The 17,221-nt window shown below is 62.2% G+C and carries 20 protein-coding genes; 9 read left to right on the top strand and 11 right to left on the bottom strand.

Annotated elements, in window-relative coordinates:
• Positions 1-104 precede the first annotated feature (104 nt).
• From ACK2SD_RS05605 to ACK2SD_RS05585, 5 genes are all read left to right on the top strand, one after another.
• Positions 105-1,922 carry a penicillin-binding protein activator gene (locus ACK2SD_RS05605; RefSeq protein ID WP_412461578.1) on the top strand — a complete coding sequence of 606 codons (1,818 nt, stop codon included), beginning with the start codon at positions 105-107 and terminating at the stop codon, positions 1,920-1,922.
• The gene (locus tag ACK2SD_RS05600) at positions 1,922-2,293 is read left to right on the top strand and encodes a YraN family protein (protein WP_029612138.1); all 372 of its coding nucleotides are present in this window, start codon (positions 1,922-1,924) and stop codon (positions 2,291-2,293) included. Before ACK2SD_RS05605 ends, ACK2SD_RS05600 begins: the two co-directional genes overlap by 1 nt.
• An 88-nt stretch (positions 2,294-2,381) precedes the next feature.
• Positions 2,382-2,975, top strand: a complete 594-nt coding sequence (locus tag ACK2SD_RS05595; protein WP_029612137.1) for a phosphoheptose isomerase — start codon at positions 2,382-2,384, stop codon at positions 2,973-2,975.
• The gene (locus ACK2SD_RS05590) at positions 2,972-3,550 is read left to right on the top strand and encodes a BON domain-containing protein (RefSeq protein ID WP_039579865.1); all 579 of its coding nucleotides are present in this window, start codon (positions 2,972-2,974) and stop codon (positions 3,548-3,550) included. Before ACK2SD_RS05595 ends, ACK2SD_RS05590 begins: the two co-directional genes overlap by 4 nt.
• Positions 3,551-3,628: 78 nt before the next feature.
• Positions 3,629-3,847: a YgdI/YgdR family lipoprotein gene (locus tag ACK2SD_RS05585; protein ID WP_029612136.1), complete on the top strand. Its 219-nt coding sequence runs from the start codon at positions 3,629-3,631 to the stop codon at positions 3,845-3,847.
• Positions 3,848-3,894: 47 nt separating this feature from the next.
• Here the strand turns inward: ACK2SD_RS05585 and ACK2SD_RS05580 are convergent, their stop codons facing one another.
• The 7 genes from ACK2SD_RS05580 to rplM form a co-directional block, all read right to left on the bottom strand.
• Positions 3,895-4,329: a ClpXP protease specificity-enhancing factor gene (locus ACK2SD_RS05580; protein WP_029612135.1), complete on the bottom strand. Its 435-nt coding sequence runs from the start codon at positions 4,327-4,329 to the stop codon at positions 3,895-3,897.
• Positions 4,330-4,339: 10 nt separating this feature from the next.
• Positions 4,340-4,963 (bottom strand): glutathione S-transferase N-terminal domain-containing protein, encoded by a 624-nt coding sequence (locus ACK2SD_RS05575; RefSeq protein WP_029612134.1) that lies wholly within the window; start codon positions 4,961-4,963, stop codon positions 4,340-4,342.
• A gap of 122 nt (positions 4,964-5,085) precedes the next feature.
• Entirely contained in the window at positions 5,086-5,865 is a 780-nt protein-coding gene (locus ACK2SD_RS05570; RefSeq protein ID WP_039579871.1) for a cytochrome c1, read from the bottom strand.
• Positions 5,865-7,076: a cytochrome b gene (locus ACK2SD_RS05565; protein WP_029612133.1), complete on the bottom strand. Its 1,212-nt coding sequence runs from the start codon at positions 7,074-7,076 to the stop codon at positions 5,865-5,867. The genes ACK2SD_RS05570 and ACK2SD_RS05565 overlap by 1 nt, the downstream gene beginning before the upstream one ends.
• Positions 7,076-7,669 (bottom strand): ubiquinol-cytochrome c reductase iron-sulfur subunit, encoded by a 594-nt coding sequence (petA, locus tag ACK2SD_RS05560; protein ID WP_412461577.1) that lies wholly within the window; start codon positions 7,667-7,669, stop codon positions 7,076-7,078. Before petA ends, ACK2SD_RS05565 begins: the two co-directional genes overlap by 1 nt.
• A gap of 261 nt (positions 7,670-7,930) precedes the next feature.
• Positions 7,931-8,323, bottom strand: a complete 393-nt coding sequence (gene rpsI / locus ACK2SD_RS05555; protein WP_029612131.1) for a 30S ribosomal protein S9 — start codon at positions 8,321-8,323, stop codon at positions 7,931-7,933.
• A 14-nt stretch (positions 8,324-8,337) separates the two neighbouring features.
• The gene (rplM, locus tag ACK2SD_RS05550; RefSeq protein WP_029612130.1) at positions 8,338-8,766 is read right to left on the bottom strand and encodes a 50S ribosomal protein L13; all 429 of its coding nucleotides are present in this window, start codon (positions 8,764-8,766) and stop codon (positions 8,338-8,340) included.
• Positions 8,767-9,027: 261 nt separating this feature from the next.
• On the opposite strand from rplM, the gene ACK2SD_RS05545 reads away from it, so the two are divergent.
• Both ACK2SD_RS05545 and ACK2SD_RS05540 read left to right on the top strand, forming a co-directional pair.
• Positions 9,028-10,068 (top strand): NADP(H)-dependent aldo-keto reductase, encoded by a 1,041-nt coding sequence (locus ACK2SD_RS05545; protein ID WP_412461576.1) that lies wholly within the window; start codon positions 9,028-9,030, stop codon positions 10,066-10,068.
• Between the two features lie 322 nt (positions 10,069-10,390).
• Positions 10,391-11,287 (top strand): GlxA family transcriptional regulator, encoded by an 897-nt coding sequence (locus ACK2SD_RS05540; protein WP_162889598.1) that lies wholly within the window; start codon positions 10,391-10,393, stop codon positions 11,285-11,287.
• Positions 11,288-11,406: 119 nt separating this feature from the next.
• On the opposite strand, the gene zapE is transcribed toward ACK2SD_RS05540, so the two are convergent.
• The 3 genes from zapE to ACK2SD_RS05525 all read right to left on the bottom strand — a co-directional run bounded on the left by zapE (position 11,407) and on the right by ACK2SD_RS05525 (position 14,668).
• Positions 11,407-12,501, bottom strand: a complete 1,095-nt coding sequence (gene zapE / locus ACK2SD_RS05535; RefSeq protein WP_029612127.1) for a cell division protein ZapE — start codon at positions 12,499-12,501, stop codon at positions 11,407-11,409.
• A gap of 156 nt (positions 12,502-12,657) precedes the next feature.
• Positions 12,658-14,007 carry a tryptophan--tRNA ligase gene (locus ACK2SD_RS05530; protein ID WP_412461575.1) on the bottom strand — a complete coding sequence of 450 codons (1,350 nt, stop codon included), beginning with the start codon at positions 14,005-14,007 and terminating at the stop codon, positions 12,658-12,660.
• Positions 14,008-14,032: 25 nt separating this feature from the next.
• Positions 14,033-14,668: an alpha/beta fold hydrolase gene (locus tag ACK2SD_RS05525; protein ID WP_029612125.1), complete on the bottom strand. Its 636-nt coding sequence runs from the start codon at positions 14,666-14,668 to the stop codon at positions 14,033-14,035.
• Between the two features lie 135 nt (positions 14,669-14,803).
• Here ACK2SD_RS05525 and ACK2SD_RS05520 point away from each other — a divergent pair, with 135 nt between their 5' ends.
• Positions 14,804-15,241 carry a YhcB family protein gene (locus tag ACK2SD_RS05520; protein WP_029612124.1) on the top strand — a complete coding sequence of 146 codons (438 nt, stop codon included), beginning with the start codon at positions 14,804-14,806 and terminating at the stop codon, positions 15,239-15,241.
• A 63-nt stretch (positions 15,242-15,304) separates the two neighbouring features.
• On the opposite strand, the gene ACK2SD_RS05515 is transcribed toward ACK2SD_RS05520, so the two are convergent.
• Positions 15,305-16,501: a methionine gamma-lyase gene (locus ACK2SD_RS05515; RefSeq protein ID WP_412461574.1), complete on the bottom strand. Its 1,197-nt coding sequence runs from the start codon at positions 16,499-16,501 to the stop codon at positions 15,305-15,307.
• 127 nt (positions 16,502-16,628) lie between these two features.
• On the opposite strand from ACK2SD_RS05515, the gene ACK2SD_RS05510 reads away from it, so the two are divergent.
• Positions 16,629-17,108 (top strand): Lrp/AsnC family transcriptional regulator, encoded by a 480-nt coding sequence (locus tag ACK2SD_RS05510; RefSeq protein WP_412461573.1) that lies wholly within the window; start codon positions 16,629-16,631, stop codon positions 17,106-17,108.
• Positions 17,109-17,221: the final 113 nt, after the last annotated feature.

Genomic DNA, 17,221 nt, shown 5'->3' with positions numbered 1-17,221 from the left:
GCGACAAGCGACCTATAGTGAAGCTTCACCGTCAGCGACATCGCGCCCCGGCCAGTGCTTGGGTACAATCGCCCACCTCCTTGATCGAGTAACAGGATCCTTACATGATCGCTTGCCTGCGGCTGCTCTCAGCCTTCTGTCTCGCTGCCCTGCTGGCAGCCTGCGCCAGCTCGCCCTCATCCAGCCTGGGCGAGTTGCCGCGCACCCCGGACGCCAGCATCGAGCAGTTGCTCGAGAAGGCCGCGTCGAGCAAGTCCGCCGAAGACGCCGCCCTGCTGCGCCTGAGCGCGGCCGACATGGCCTACCGGCAGAAGGACTTCCCGCGCGCCGCGCGCATCCTCGAACAGGTGCCACTGGAGGGCCTCAAGCCTGCCCAGCAAATCTTCGCCAGCACCCTCGCTGCCGAACTGGCGATGAGTCGCAACCAGCCCAAGGCTGCCCTCACTGCCCTGGCGCACCCAAGCCTGCAACATGTCGGCGAACTGCCCGAGCCACAGCAAGTGCGTACTTACAGCGTGCATGCCGCTGCCTTGGAAGCCGACGGTCAGGCCCTGGCCGCCGCCCAACAGCGCGTCCTGCTGGCGCCACTGCTCAGCGGCGAACCGGCGGCGAAGAACAACGACGCCATCTGGTCGCTGGTCGCCTCGCTGCCTGCCGAACAACTGCAGCAGCCGAGCGCCGACGCGACCCTGGCCGGCTGGACCAGCCTGGCCCTGGCTGTCAAGAGTGCCGGCACCCTGGAACAACAGCAGGCGGCCATCGACGCCTGGCGTCAGCAGCATCCCGACCACGCCGCCGCCAAGCAACTGCCTGAAGCCTTGGTCAAGCTCAAGCAACTGGCCAGCCAACCGCTGACCAAGATCGCCCTGCTGCTGCCCCAGGAAGGCCCTCTGGCAGGCGTGGCCCGCGCCCTGCGCGACGGCTTCATGGCCGCCCACTTCCAGGCACAGCAGTCCGGTCAGCCAGCTCCGGCCGTGCAGGTGTTCGACAGCTCGCGCCTCACCTCGCTGGATGATTTCTACCGCCAGGCCCAGGCCGCAGGCGTGCAGTTGGTCATCGGACCTCTGGAAAAGCCGCTGGTCAAGAAACTTGCCGATTACCCGCAATTGCCCATCACCACTTTGGCACTGAACTACGCCGAAGCTGGGCAGAAATCCTCGCCACAACTGTTCCAGTTCGGTCTCGCTGCCGAAGACGAAGCCCGAGAAGTGGCGCGTCGAGCCCACGCAGATGGTCTGGTGCGCGCCGTGGCCCTGGTGCCGAGCGGCGAATGGGGTGACCGTGTGCTGGCAGCCTTCCGCCAGGACTGGGAAAGCAACGGCGGCATTTTGCTCGCTGCCGAGCGCATCGCCCAGCCCGTGGCCCTGGCTCAGCAAATTGCCGACCTGTTCCAACTGCGCCAGAGCGAAGGTCGCGCCAAGAGCCTGCAGAGCGCCGTGGGCGGCAACATTGCAGCCCAACCGTCGCGCCGCCAGGACATCGACTTCATCTTCCTCGCCGCTACGCCACAACAAGCGCAGCAGATCAAGCCCACGCTCAACTTCCAATACGCTGGCGACGTGCCGGTCTATGCCACGTCCAACCTGTACAGTGCCAGCGGCGATGTGAACCAGTACAACGACATGAACGGCATCCGCTTCTGCGAAACGCCATGGCTGCTGGACACCGGCAACAGCCTGCGCCAGCAGGTAGTGCAACAGTGGCCGCAAGCCGGTGGCAGCCTCGGACGCTTGTACGCCATGGGTGTTGACGCCTACAGCCTGGCGCCACGCCTGGGTCAGCTCAAGGCCCTGCCCGATAACCGCATGCAAGGCCTGTCCGGCAGCTTGAGCATCAACGCCAACCAGCGTGTCGAACGCCAACTGCCGTGGGCAGAATTCGCAGGTGGCCAAGTCAAACGCCTGCCGGACACGCCACGCTGATGCACCACGCATCGCCCGCCAGCGCCGGGCTTGCTGCGGAATGCCAGGCCCTGGCCTTTCTTCAGGGTCATGGCCTGCAGCTGCTGACGCGCAACTGGCGATGCAAGGGAGGCGAGCTTGATCTGGTCATGCTCGACGCCGATACAGTAGTATTCGTCGAAGTCCGCTACCGTTTGCATGCGGGCTTCGGCGGCGCCCTGGAGAGTATCGACGGGCGCAAGCAGAAACGCCTGGCGCTGGCCGCCACCGAGTTCCTGCAGAAGGAGTCGCGCTGGGCCCATCGCCCCTGCCGCTTCGACGTCGTCGCCCTGCAGGGCAGCCACCACGCAGGTCGGCCGCTTCAATGGCTGAAAAACGCCTTCGAATGCTGAACCCATTCCGATTTCTTTGCTCTATGTTTCGCGGGCCGGCCCCTGTTGCGCGTCGCGCAGGCCTCCGCCGCACTTAAGGTCACACCAGATGGACATGCAATCCCGAATCCGCCGGCTGTTTCAGGCCAGCATCGATACCAAGCAACAGGCAATGGACATCCTGGCACCCTACATCGAGCAGGCCAGCCTGGTCATGGTCAATGCCCTGCTCAACGAGGGCAAGATGCTCGCCTGCGGCAACGGCGGCTCGGCAGGCGATGCCCAGCATTTTTCCTCGGAACTGCTCAACCGCTTCGAGCGCGAACGGCCGAGCTTACCGGCCATCGCCCTGACCACCGATAGCTCGACCCTGACCTCGATCGCCAACGACTACAGCTACAACGAGGTGTTCTCCAAACAGATTCGCGCCCTGGGTCAACCCGGCGACGTGCTGCTGGCCATTTCCACCAGCGGCAACTCCGCCAACGTGATCCAGGCGATCCAGGCGGCACATGATCGTGAAATGATTGTCGTAGCATTGACCGGACGTGACGGCGGCGGCATGGCCTCGCTGCTGCTGCCCGAGGACGTGGAAATCCGCGTTCCGGCCACGGTCACTGCGCGTATCCAGGAAGTCCACCTGCTGGCGATCCACTGCCTGTGCGATCTGATCGACAGCCAACTGTTCGGGAGTGAAGAATGATCCCCAAGCGCCTCGGCCTGATGGCCCTGACCCTGTGCCTCGGCATCACCGGCTGCAGCTCGGTGCTGAACGAGACCCGCAATTCGCCTATCGAGGATGACCGCAGCACCCGCACCCTCGGCAGCAAGATCGACGACTCGCTGATCGAGACCAAGGTCTCGGTCAACGTGGCCAAGGCCAGTCCTGACCTGGACAACGGCTCGCACGTGGTGGTCAGCAGCTATAACGGCATCGTCCTGCTCGCCGGCCAAGTGCCGCGCGCTGACCTCAAGAGCCTCGCTGAGCAGACCGCCAGCCAGGTGCAGCGCGTCAAGAAGGTACACAACGAGCTGCAGGTGATGCAGCCTTCGTCGATCCTGGCACGCAATAACGATGCCTGGCTGACCACCAAGATCAAGACCCAGATGCTCGGCGATCCCAACGTCTCCAGCTCACGCATCAAGGTGATCACCGAAAATGGCATCGTCTATCTCCTGGGTCTGGTGACCCAGCAACAAGCCAATGCGGCCACCAATGTGGTACAAGGTGTGTCGGGTGTGCAGAAGATCGTCAAGCTGTTCGAGTACATCGACTGACATCCAGGCGCGGCAGTACCGATGCTCGCGCCATCGCGCACATGAATTCGTCTCGTTTCTGACCATTCAGGAAAAGCCATGAAGAAGTCTTTGCTGTCCCTCATCGCCATCGCCGGTTTCGCTGCCCTGGCAGGTTGCTCCACCCCGAGCGTGATCACCCTCAACGACGGCCGCGAGCTGCAGACCCTCGACAAACCCAAGTTCGATGACGATTCGGGCTTCTACGAGTTCAAGCAGCTCGATGGCAAGCCGACCCGCATCAACAAGGATCAGGTCCGCACCATCAAAGACCTGTAATCCGGGCTTGAAAGCAAAAAGGCGATCCTTCCGGATCGCCTTTTTTGTTACTTGACCACCTTCAAGCTTGGTCGACCGCTGGGTCGCGGTGGCTGACCTCCACCTTCCGGTGGACCGTCGTCATCGGGCTGGACGCTATCGTCTTCCTCGAGCGCCTCATCCTCCATCAGCGCAGGCTCCAGCTCGAAGACCATGCCCTGGCCGTTCTCGCGTGCATAGATGCCCAGAATCGCGGCGCTCGGCACGTAGAGCGAATGGGCCACGCCACCGAAACGCCCCTCGAAACTCACCGCATCGTTGTCCATGTGCAGGTTGCGCACGGCGCTGGGCGAGATATTCAGCACGATCTGACCATCGCTGGCAAAGCCTTGCGGGACCTGGACCGCTGGATACTCAGCATTGACCAGCATGTGGGGCGTGCAATCGTTGTCGACGATCCACTCGTACAGTGCTCTAACCAGATAGGGGCGACTGGAGTTCATCAACGGCTCCTTAAAGCTTGCGCATTTCACGTTCGGTAGCGGACAGGCTCGCCTGGAAAGGCTCGCGGGCGAACTGTCGCTCCATGTAATCCAGCAGCGGCTTGGCTTGCCGCGGCAGTTCGATACCCAGTACCGGCAAACGCCAGAGGATGGGCAGTAGACAGCAATCGACCAGGCTTTGCTCCTCGCTCATGAAGCAGGCGAACTCGCCGAACAGCGGCGAGACGCCGGTCAGGCTCTCACGCAGCGACTTGCGCGCCTCGCTGCGCGAGGTTTCGCCGGTCCGCGCATCGAGAATGAGATCGGCCAGCGCACACCAGTCACGCTGGATGCGGTGCATCAGCAGCCGACTGTTGCCACGCGCCACCGGATACACCGGCATCAGCGGCGGATGGGGGTAACGCTCTTCGAGGTATTCCATCACCACGGTCGGCTCGTACAAGGCCAGGTCGCGATCGACCAGGGTCGGCACGCTGCCGTAGGGGTTCACTTCGACCAGCTTGGGCGGCAGCCGATCGGCGACGACGTCGACGATCTGCGCATTGACGCCCTTCTCGGCGAGCACCAGGCGCACACGATGGGAATAGTGGTCGGCGGGGTCGGAATAGCAGGCTAACCTGTTGGTTGCGCCCATGTAGCGGCTCCTCGCGGGGGTATGCGTGTGAAACTGCAAATGCAAACGCGCCCTGGAGGGCTGCCGTGCATTCGCATGGCAGCGCCCCAGGGCGCGTTCAACTACCAGCAACTACTGCGTGATCAGTGCACGTCCTTCCAGTATTCGCGCTTGAGCAAGTAGGCGAACACGAAGAAGAAAGCCAGGTACAGCAGGACATAAGTGCCGATGCGCTGACTCTCCAGTTTGACCGGGTTGGCCGAATAGGCCAGGAAGGTCACCAGGTTCTTGACCTTCTCGTCGAACTGCTCGGCCGTCAGGGTACCGGATTTCGGCTCCACGGTCAGCTGATCGCAGGCTTCATGGGTCAGCGGAGCGCCGGTCAGCGGGTCGAACTGCTTCTTGCCATCGACCACGGTCTGGATCTGCTTGCAGCCGATCACCTGATTGCCCTGCAGGCCCACCAGCACGTTGGGCATGCCGACGTTGGGGAAGACCTTGTTGTTCACACCGTAGGGGCGCGACGGGTCCTGGTAGAAGCTGCGCAGGTAGCTGTACAGCCAATCGTTGCCGCGGACCCGGGCGACCAGCGTCAAGTCCGGCGGCGCCGCGCCGAACCAGGTCTTGGCGTCATCGGGACGCATGCCGATCTTCATGTGGTCGCCGATCTTGGCGCCCGTGAACACCAGGTTTTCCAGCATTACCTCATGCGGGATACCGAGGTCGTCGGCGACTCGCTCATAACGCTGGAACTTGGCGCTATGACAACCCATGCAATAGTTGGCGAAGGTCCGAGCGCCATCCTGCATCGCGGCCTTGTCAGCCAAGTCGATATCGACCTTATCCAGCTCAACGCCATGCTCAGCAGCGAACGACAGGCCAGGCATCAATGCCAGGCAAAGTACTGCAATCAACTTTTTCATCAGCCAGTCACCCTTTCCGGAACCGGTTTGGTCTTCTCGAGCCTCGTGTAGAAGGGCATCAGCACGAAGTAGGCGAAATACAGCACGGTGCAGATCTGCGACAGCAGGGTTCGCCCGGGCGTTGGCGCCAGCACGCCGAGGATGCCGAGGATGATGAAGGCCACGCAGAACACCAACAGGAACAGCTTGCTCAGCCAGCCCTTGTAGCGCATCGAGCGCACTGGACTGCGGTCGAGCCAGGGCAGCACGAAGAGCACCGCGATCGCCGCGCCCATGGCGATGACACCGAAGAGCTTGTCAGGAACCGCGCGCAAGATGGCGTAGAACGGCGTGAAGTACCATACCGGGGCGATGTGCTCAGGCGTCTTGAAGGCGTTGGCCTGCTCGAAGTTCGGTTTTTCCAGGAAGTAGCCACCCATTTCCGGGAAGAAGAACACTACGGAACAGAATACGAAGAGGAAGACCACTACCCCGACGATGTCTTTGACGGTGTAGTACGGGTGGAACGGAATGCCGTCGAGCGGGATGCCGTTTTCGTCCTTGTGCTTCTTGATGTCGATGCCGTCAGGGTTGTTCGAACCCACTTCGTGCAGCGCCAGGATGTGCAGCACCACCAGGCCGAGAATGACGATCGGCAGGGCCACCACATGCAGGGCAAAGAAGCGGTTCAGCGTGATGCCGGAGATCAGGTAGTCACCGCGGATCCACTGCGTGAGATCGTCACCGATCACCGGAATGGCACCGAACAGCGAGATGATCACCTGGGCACCCCAGTAGGACATCTGGCCCCAGGGCAGCAGGTACCCCATGAAGGCCTCGGCCATCAGCGCCAGGTAGATCAGCATGCCGAACAGCCACACCAGCTCGCGCGGCTTCTGGTACGAACCGTAGAGCAACCCACGGAACATGTGCAGGTACACCACGATGAAGAACGCCGAAGCGCCGGTAGAGTGCAGGTAGCGCAGGATCCAGCCGTACTCGACGTCGCGCATGATGTACTCGACCGAGGCGAAGGCCTCTTCAGCCGAGGGCGTGAAGCTCATGGTCAGCCAAACGCCGGTGACGATCTGGTTGACCAGCACCAACAGCGCCAGGGAGCCGAAAAAGTACAGGAAGTTGAAATTCTTGGGCGCGTAGTACTTGCTCAGGTGCTCTTCCCACATCTTGGTGGCGGGGAAGCGCGCATCCACCCAGTCCATGAACTTGCTCATCATGCGTTCTCCTGATCGACGCCGATGACGATGATGTCGTCAGACTCGTACGAATGCGGCGGCACGGGCAGATTGAGCGGCGCCGGCTGCGACTTGTACACGCGACCAGCGAGGTCGTAGTGCGAACCGTGGCAAGGGCAGAAATAGCCGCCCACCCACTTCGGACCAAGGTCGGCTGGCGCCACTTCCGGACGGAAGGTGGGCGAGCAGCCCAGGTGCGTGCACAGCCCGACGAGGATGAGGATTTCCGGCTTGATCGACCGGACCTGCGGATCGACGTAGGTCGGCTGCACCGAGTCCTTGGACTGCGGGTCGGAGAGCTCGCCGGTAAGCTTTTGCAGATTCCCGAGGATCTCCGGCGTTCGCCGCACGATGAACACCGGTTGCCCACGCCATTCAGCGACCATCTGCTGCCCTGGCTCGATCTTGGCGATATTGACCTTCACAGGTGCCCCAGCCGCCTTGGCCTTGGCGCTTGGGAACCATGACCCCACGAACGGTACCGCAGCCCCGACCGCCCCTGCAGCCCCCACCACGGATGTGGCAGCTACGAGGAAGCGGCGCCGGCCTGCGTTGACGCCGTCATTGCTCATTCAATCCTCTCCCATCAGCTTTCTTCTCGCCCGTCGCAACAGGCGTCTATTAGTAATGTCTGTGGCGCTAAAAATTGGTCGCCATGGTAGGAAACAAGTCCACACACTGACAAGGTGATTAGCGCTGCCGAGGACACAACCCGCGCTTTGCTTGATCTACGTCTATGTGGCAAGCGCCTGCGAATCCGCTGGGGAGAAATGGCAGACATAAAAAAAGCCCGGTTCCAAAGAACCGGGCTTTTTTCGACTGCCGAAGCGGTATTAACGCTTGGAGTACTGAGGACGCTTACGCGCTTTACGCAGACCCACTTTCTTACGCTCGACTTCACGAGCGTCGCGGGTGACGTAGCCAGCACGACGCAGCGCGCCACGCAGGGTTTCGTCGTATTCCATCAGAGCGCGGGTGATACCGTGGCGGATCGCACCGGCTTGACCGCTGACACCACCACCGGCGACGGTGACGTAGATGTCGAACTTCTGGGTGCTCTCGGTCAGCTCCAGCGGCTGGCGAACAACCATGCGAGCGGTTTCGCGACCGAAGAAGGTGTCCAGAGGACGGTTGTTGATGGAGATGTTACCAGTGCCCGGACGCAGGAAAACGCGAGCGGTTGCGGTCTTGCGACGGCCAGTGCCGTAATTTTGAGTCGCCGACATAATGAACTATCCCGTTAGATCTTCAGTTCTTGAGGCTGCTGAGCAGTGTGAGGGTGAGCAGCACCCGCGTACACTTTCAGCTTGCGGTACATGTCGCGACCCAGCGGGTTCTTCGGCAGCATGCCTTTGACCGCGGTCTCGATGACACGCTCAGGGGCCTTGTCGATCAGCTTCTCGAAGCTGATTTCCTTGATGCCGCCCGGGAAGCCGGAGTGGGAGTAGTACATCTTGTCCGAAGACTTGGCACCAGTGACACGAACCTGCTCGGCGTTGATGACGACGATGTAGTCGCCGGTGTCAACGTGAGGGGTGTACTCTGCCTTGTGCTTGCCACGCAGGCGACGAGCGATTTCGGTAGCCAGACGACCCAGGGTCTGACCAGCGGCGTCAACTACGTACCAGTCGCGCTTTACTGTTTCCGGTTTAGCAGTAAAAGTTTTCATTCTCTAAAGCCTCAGAGGCCGCCCAGCGAAAAATAGACGGCGAATCTTACTGGATAGTGCACAGCTTGCCAAGGGCAAGCGCGCAGCCTCGCATTGGGCGCTAAGTGGGGGCTCGGGTCGGCGCGTCCAATGTTCGACAAAGGTTCCTCCTGCATGGTGGTGCATCACTTCCGCCACACGGAGAGGGTCGTCATTATCCAGATTGCGCTGAGAATATCAACCTGCTTTGATGGCTTATTTCAACTGCAGAGAGCCTTCCCCATGCATTACCGCAAGCTCGGCCGTACCGACATCGACGTCAGCGCCCTGTGCCTGGGCACCATGACCTGGGGCGAGCAGAACGTCCAGGACGAGGCCTTCGCCCAGATCGGCCTGGCCAAGGCCGCCGGCATCAACTTCATCGACACCGCCGAGATGTATCCGGTGCCGCCGCGCCCGGAAACCTACGCCGCCACCGAGCGCATCATCGGTAACTGGTTCCGCGCCAACGGCGACCGTGACGACTGGATCCTCGCCAGCAAGGTGGCCGGTCCTGGCAACGGCATCAGCCATATCCGCGACGGCCAGCTCAAGCACAACCGCCAGCACATCGTCGCGGCGCTGGATGCCAGCCTCGAACGCCTGCGGACCGATCGCATCGACCTCTACCAATTGCATTGGCCAGAGCGCTCCACCAACTTCTTCGGTAAGCTGGGCTACCAGCACCAGCCCAATGACCTGTTCACCCCGCTGGAGGAAACCCTGGAGGTGCTCGACGAACAGGTGCGCGCCGGCAAGATCCGCCATATCGGCCTGTCCAACGAAACGCCCTGGGGCACCCTGAAGTTCCTGCACCTGGCCGAGACCCGCGGTTGGCCACGTGCGGTATCGATCCAGAACCCCTACAACCTGCTAAACCGCAGCTTCGAGGTGGGCCTGGCGGAAGTGGCGATCCGCGAGCAATGCGGCCTGCTGGCCTACTCGCCGCTGGCTTTCGGCATGCTGACGGGCAAGTACGAGGAGGGCGCCCGCCCCGAGAACGCCCGCCTGACCCTCTTTAGCCGCTTCGCCCGCTACTCCAACCCGCAGACCGTGGCCGCCTGCAGCCGCTACGTGCAACTGGCCCGCGAGCACGGCCTGGACCCCGCACAGATGGCCCTGGCCTTCGTCACCGGACAGCCTTTCGTCACCAGCAACATCATCGGCGCCACTGACCTGAAGCAACTGCAAAGCAACCTCGCCAGCGCCGATCTGGTGTTGAGCGACGAACTCCTGGCAGCGATCGAAGCCCTGCACCAGCAGCAACCCAACCCTGCCCCTTGAGGAAGCTGCAAGCTGCAAGCCGCAAGCGGCAAGCTGCAAGCTGCAAGAAAAAGCAGGACGTGGGTGCGTGGACTATCGCTTTCATCTTGCAGCTTGTCGCTTGTCGCTTGCCGCTTGCCGCTTGCCGCTTGCCGCTTGCCGCTTAAAGCTTGCAGCCAACCGGAAAACATAAGACGATCCAGCCGGTGATTGACCACTTTCCCCTATAAGAACAACGACGATGATGTTTACCCAACCCTCCGCGTCATTGCGGCGCGTCAGCATCCTGGCAATCGATAAAGTCTTCGCATCGACACTGATGCAGGCCAAGGACTTCTTCCACCTGGCCAGCCTGCGCTACAGCAAACAGCTGGGCCTGGGCCTGCAGTCGATGTTCGAGATTCACCTGGTAAGCCCCGACGGCCAGCCCGTCAACAGCTTCAGTGATGTTCAGTTGCCCGTGGACGGGGCACTGGGTGACGCCGACGTGATCATCCTTCCGGCCTTCTGGGAAGACTTCGACATCCTGCTCGCCCGCTATCCCCAAGTGCTGCCCTGGCTGCGCGAGCAGCACGCCCGCGGCGCCGTGCTCTGCGGCGAAGCCAGTGGCGTGCTCTGGCTCGCCGAATCCGGGCTGCTCGACGGCAAGGAGGCGACCACCTACTGGCGCTTCTTCAACAGCTTCGCCGAGCGTTTCCCGAACATTCGCCTGAACCAGGACAAGCACCTGACCGACGCCGACAACCTGTACTGCGCAGGGGGCACCACCTCGGCCTGCGATCTGTACATCTACCTGATCGAGCGTTTCTGCGGAGCGAACGTGGCGCGCGCCGTGGCCCGCGACATCCTCTACGAGGTGCAGCGCAACTACACCCCAGGACGCATGGGCTTTGGTGGCCAGAAGCTGCACCAGGACCTGATCATCCTGCAGGTCCAGCACTGGCTGGAGGAGCACTTCGCCGACAAGTTCCGCTTCGAGGACGTGGCGCGCAATCATGGCATGAGCATTCGCAACTTCATGCGCCGCTTCCAGGGCGCCACTGGCGACAAACCGCTGCACTACCTGCAGCGCCTGCGCATCGAAACGGCCAAGGGCCTGCTCTCCAGCACCCGCAAGAGCATCAAGACCATCAGTTACGAAGTCGGCTACGACGACGCCAGCTTCTTCGCCCGTCTCTTCCGCCAGCACACTGAACTGTCCCCCAACCAGTATCGCCAGCAATTCATGCAGGAGGCCTAGGCCTCCTGCAGCGGCAAGCTGTGAGCTTCAAGCTACAAGAAAAAGCCAGAGCGGATCGCATTCTGCTCTGGCTTTTTCTTGCAGCTTGCAACTTGAAGCTTGTCGCTTGCCGCTGTCCGCTAGGGCTTGTGCGCGCGCGACAGGAATTCGTGGGACTGCATTTCCAGCAGGCGGCTGAGGGTGCGCTGGAATTCGAAGCTCAGGCGACCGCCGGTGTAGAGGTCTTTGAGCTCGACTTCGGCCGAGATGATCAGCTTGACGTTGCGGTCGTAGAACTCGTCGACCATGTTGATGAAACGCCGGGCGATGTCGTCGGTGGTGACGCCCATCTGCTCGACGTTGCTCAGCAGCACGGCGTGGAAGATCTTGCCCAACTCGATGTAGTCGTTCTGGCTGCGCGGGCCGTCGCACAGCGCGCGGAAGTCGAACCAGGCGACATCGTCGCAGGTGCGCAAGGCATGGATCTCACGGTTCTCGATCACCAGCACATCGTTCTCGACGGCCTGGGTGCACTCCGGCGTCAGCGCCTTGAAGCTGGCGCGCATGCTCTGCTCGGCGGCCTCATTGAGCGGGAAATGGAACAGCTCGGCCTGCTCCAGGTGACGCAAGCGATAGTCCACGCCACTGTCGACGTTCACCACCTCGGTGTACTGCTTGATCATGGCGATGGCCGGCAGGAAGCGCGCGCGCTGCAGGCCATCCTTGTACAGGCCGTCCGGTACGATGTTGGAGGTGGCCACCAACGACACGCCGTTCTTGAACAACTCTTCCATCAAGGTGCCGAGAATCATGGCATCGGTGATATCGGAGACGAAGAACTCATCGAAGCAGATGACCCGCGCTTCCTGGGAGAAGCGCTTGGCGATGATCGTCAGCGGATTCTTCTCACCCTTGAGGGTCTTCATTTCCTCGTGCACGCGCTTCATGAAGCGGTGGAAGTGGGTACGCATCTTCTCCTTGAACGGCAGCGCCTCGAAGAAGGTATCGACCAGGTAGGTCTTGCCCCGCCCTACCCCGCCCCAGAAATACAGGCCTTTGACCGGCGTCTGCTCCTTCTTGCCGAACAGCTTGCCGAGCATACCTGGCTTGTTGTTCTGCGCGGCGATCAGGTCGTCGTACAGGCGCTGCAAATGACGCACCGCCGTTTCCTGCGCCGCGTCATGGAAGAAGTCGGGGCGTTTGAGATCTGCTTGGTATCGTTCTAGGGGCGTCATGATTTCGTTAGCGAGGCAACAAAAAACGGGCCGTCACTGTAGCGAGCGGCCCGCATAATGGCAATTAGCGTTGCGGCGGATTGATCCGGTCAGGTTGACCCGGTCAGGTTGACTCGGTCGGAATGACCCGGTCAGGTTGACCCGATCGGGAATGACTCAGTCGGCCTGTGGCGCAAGCGCCTCGCGCAGACGTTGTACAGCAGCATCGCGACCCTGCTCATCGACCGCCTGCGGCCCTTCGGCCACCTGCTCGTCCGCCAGCCACAGCGAGAAGCCCAGGCCCTCGACCCGCACATCAGCGTCGCCGCCCTGCTGCAGTTGCTTGCTCACCGCACCCGCGCTCTTGCCGTCGGCGAAGCGCTTGGACAGCAGCAACTGCTCACCGTCGGCGGCCAGCAGGCGGAAGCGGAAGCTGCCGTCTTCGTCGCGGAAGCTAACGAAGCGCGCACTTTTGACCGCCTTTTTCTTGCCTTCGGCACTGGCCTGAACGCTGCTGCGGAACGAACGCAGGCCGACCGATTCGCGAAGTTGCTCGAGGAACGGCGTGGCGATCTTGCGGGCTTTGGCAGCGCCCGCCAGGAGGATGTCTTCGAGATCGGCGGGGCGCGCGATGAGCTGATGATAGTGCTCGCGCTTCTCGGCCAGTTGGCCATCGAGCAGCTGGAACAGACGCTGTTTCGCTTCGCCCCAGCCCAGGCCTTGCAGCAGCTCTTCGCGGAACTCGCCTGCCTGGTCCACGCTGGCGAAGGCCTGGTACAGGGTGAACAGGTGCGCGTTGTCCGGATCCTTGGCCTCGCCCGGGGCGCGCGAATCGGTGACGATCCGCGAGATGGCGTCCTTCATGTCCTTGGCGCTGGTGAACAACGGGATGGTGTTGTCGTAGCTCTTGGACATCTTGCGCCCGTCCAGGCCCGGCAGCGTGGCCACGCTTTCCTCGATCAGCGCCTCGGGCATCACGAAGAACTCCTTGCCCTGGCCGAACAGGTGGTTGAAACGCTGGCCGATGTCGCGGGCCATTTCCACGTGCTGGATCTGGTCACGGCCGACCGGGACCTTGTGCGCGTTGAACATGAGGATGTCGGCGGCCATCAGTACGGGGTAGCTGTACAGGCCCATCGACACACCGGCGTCCGGGTCTTCGCCGGCTTCCAGGTTCTTGTCCACCGACGCCTTGTAGGCGTGGGCGCGGTTGAGCAGGCCCTTGGCGGCAACGCAGGTCAGCAGCCAGGTGAGCTCGGGAATTTCCGGGATGTCGGACTGGCGGTAGAAGGTGACCTTGTTCGGATCCAGGCCGCCGGCCAGCCAGGTGGCGGCGATTTCCAGGCGCGAGCGCTGGATGCGGAGTGGATCGTCACACTTGATCAGGGCGTGGTAGTCGGCCAGGAAATAGAACGAGTCGGCACCGGGCTGCTGGCTGGCAAGGATCGCCGGGCGGATGGCGCCGGCGTAGTTGCCCAGGTGCGGGGTGCCGGTGGTGGTGATACCTGTGAGAATGCGCGTGGTCATGGGAGATCGCTTGTTCAGGCTTGGCTCAGTTCGAAAGACGCGGCAGCAGCAGATCCTTCAGATCGGTCAGCTTGCCATGGAAGAAGTGTCCGCATTCTGCCACTTTCAGCAGCTCATGGGGGCGCGTCAGCGCGTCGGACCATTCATAGACCAACCGAGGCTCGACCACCTCGTCGGTGTCAGGCTGGATCACCGTCAGCGTGCAGCGCTGCGCCAACGGGAACTGCTCGGTCAGGCGCATCACCGCCGGGGCGACCATGAACAGGTGCGCCAACTCCACGCCAGCCGCCTCCAGGCGACCGGCCAGGCTGGCCGCGACGAAGCCACCGAAGGAGAACCCCATCAGCACTAGCGGCAGGCCAGGATGGCGCTCGCGCAGCCAGGCCGCTGCCGCTTCGGCATCGGCCACTTCGCCGGCGCCCATGTCGTGGCTGCCAGCGCTCTGGCCGACGCCCCGGTAGTTGAAGCGCAAGGTGACGTAGCCGGCGTCACGGGCGGTACGTTGCAGGGTCGAGACCACCTTGTTGAGCATGGTGCCACCCTGGACTGGGTTGGGGTGGCAGATAAGCACCGCGCCACGGGCGTCGGCCACATCCAGGTACAGCGCCTCCAGAGGACCGCAGGGGCCATCGATGAACAAGGGGGTTTCGCGGACAAGCAAGGCACTACTCCGTGACCTTGGCAAAGGTCGATTCGTCTAGGAGGGGAATTCTGTTCTGATTTGCGATCGCTCGCGGTATACAGCGCAGGTCTGAGCCGTTAACGTAAAGCAAAGCCGTTTATAGAGGAAGGACTCGTGGAACACTCGCTCCTTGTTTGGTTGCTGCCGACCGTGGCACTGGTCGTTGGTGTCGTCGTCGGTTTCGCCCTGGCCCGCCTGCTTCCCAATGCGGCTCCCAGCAGCACGCAACGCCAGTTGGACGATATCCAGCAGCGTTTCGACAATTACCAGAACGAAGTGGTCACCCACTTCAACAGCACCGCTTCGCTGGTGCGTAAACTCACCCAAAGCTACCAGGACGTGCAGGAACATCTGGCCGACGGCGCCAATCGCCTGGCCCTGGACGAACTGACGCGTCAACGCCTACTGGCCTCGCTGCACCCCGATGCCGCCCACGGCCCGCGTGATCGCCTCACGCCACCGAAGGACTCTGCCGAGGTGCCGCTGGACTACGCGCCGAAAGCCCCGAATTCGCCCGGTATGCTGGACGAGAGCTACGGCCTGAAGCGCTGAAACTTGAACCAGGCCGCTTGCAGCGGCCTTTTTCAGGTCTCGACGAAGGTGAGGAACGGCGTTTCAGACACTCGCCCGTAACGCCTGACCCAGGTCGGCCAGCAAGTCTTCGATGTCCTCAAGCCCTACCGACAGCCGCACCAGCCCTTCGGAAATGCCGTGTTCGGCCCGCTCCTGGGCGGTATAGCTGGAATGGGTCATGCTCGCCGGATGCTGGGCCAGCGACTCGGCATCGCCCAGGCTCACGGCCCGGCTGAACACCTGCAGCGCGTTCATGAACCGTCGCCCGGCCTGCTGCCCGCCCTTGAGTTCGAACGCGATCATGCCGCCGGGCAGGCGCATCTGTCGCTGCGCCAGACCGAACTGGGGAAAACTCGACAGGCCAGGGTAGCGAATCACCTCGACCTGCGCCTGGCGCTCGAGGAACTGCGCGACGCGCAACGCGTTGCTGCAGTGACGTTCCATGCGCAGCGCCAGGGTCTTGAGGCCGCGCATCAGCAATGCAGCGTCCTGCGCCGAGAGCACCGCGCCAGTCATGTCCTTCAGGCCTTGCAGGCGAATGCGCTCGATCAGTGCCTGGCGCCCCAACACCAGCCCGGCGGTGAGATCGCCGTGACCGCTGAGGTACTTGGTGGCCGAGTGCACCACCAAGTCCGCCCCCAACTCCAGTGGCCGTTGCAGATAAGGCGTGCAGTAGGTGTTGTCGACCGTCACCAGTAGCTCATGCCGACGGGCCACGCCGACCACTGCGGGGATGTCGACCAGGTGCATGTTAGGGTTCGCCGGGGTCTCGAAATAGATCATGCGCGTCTGCGGGGTGATCGCCGCCTCGAAGGCGGCGAGGTCGTTCAAATCGACGTGACGGATCTTCACGCCGAACTCGCCGATGCCGTGGTGCAGGAACGCGAAGGTGCAGCCATAGAGGGTCTCGCCGACGATCAGCTCATCGCCAGGGCGCAACAAGGTCCACAGGGTCGAGGTGATGGCGCCCATACCCGAGGCCAGCGCCAGCCCGGCCTCGGCACCCTCCAGCGAGGCCATGCGTTGCTCCAGCAAGGCCAGGGTCGGGTTGGAAATGCGGCTGTAGACGTGCCCGGCCTGTTCGCCGGCGAAACAGGCCGCGCCATATTCGACGCTCGCGAAGGCGTAGGTGGCAGTTTGATAAACCGGCGGCACCAAGGCGCCGCCGTGGGACTGAGGGTCGTAACCCTGGTGAATGGCGCGGGTGGAAAATCCTGGCTTGTCGCTGGCGGCGCGCATGTCATCGGCCTCGTTGTTGTTTGTTCTAAGCTTATGCCCGGTGACAGGCGAAACTATTCCAAACTGTCACGCCGCTGAACGAATTCCTGGAATGGAAACACTTAATCGATCAAACAAAGGGCATAACATGCCAACGCCTCTGGACCGCACCGACCGCGCTCTTCTGAACGCGCTGCAGAACAACGCTCGCCTGACCGTGGCCGAGCTCGCCGACCAGGTGTCGCTGACCACCTCACCCTGCTGGCGGCGGGTCAAGCTGCTGGAAGAAGCCGGCTACATCACGGGCTACCAGGCCACGTTGTCACCCAAAGCCCTGGGCTACGGCGTTACGGCCTTCGTCAGCATCATGATGGAGTCGCATAACAAGGAAGCCGCTCGAGTGTTCGAGCAACGGCTGATGGCGATTCCGCAGATCGTCGCCTGCCACAACGTGTCCGGACGCTATGACTTCCTGCTGGAAATCCTGGCCCACGACCTTGAATCGTTCGGCGAATTCGCCCGCGAAGTGCTGCAGACGCTGCCGGGGGTGAAGGAGATCTACTCGAGTTTTTCGTACAAGGCGGTGAAGCAGCGGCGGGTGATTCCGGTGGCGGAGCGACCGTTATAAACCCGCTCAACCGTCGGCCAACGTTCTGCCGCTTTGGGCGCGTACGACTTAGGTGAGGCGCTCGGGCGTCGAATCGGCGCCCGTATGGATTCAGTAAAGACTTGGCCGACAGC

Source organism: Pseudomonas sp. SC11 (assembly GCF_047039205.1).
Taxonomy (GTDB): Bacteria; Pseudomonadota; Gammaproteobacteria; order Pseudomonadales; family Pseudomonadaceae; genus Aquipseudomonas; species Aquipseudomonas boreofloridensis.
Note: the sequence above shows the minus strand (reverse complement) of the source record. Positions and strands in the feature narration are given on the sequence as shown.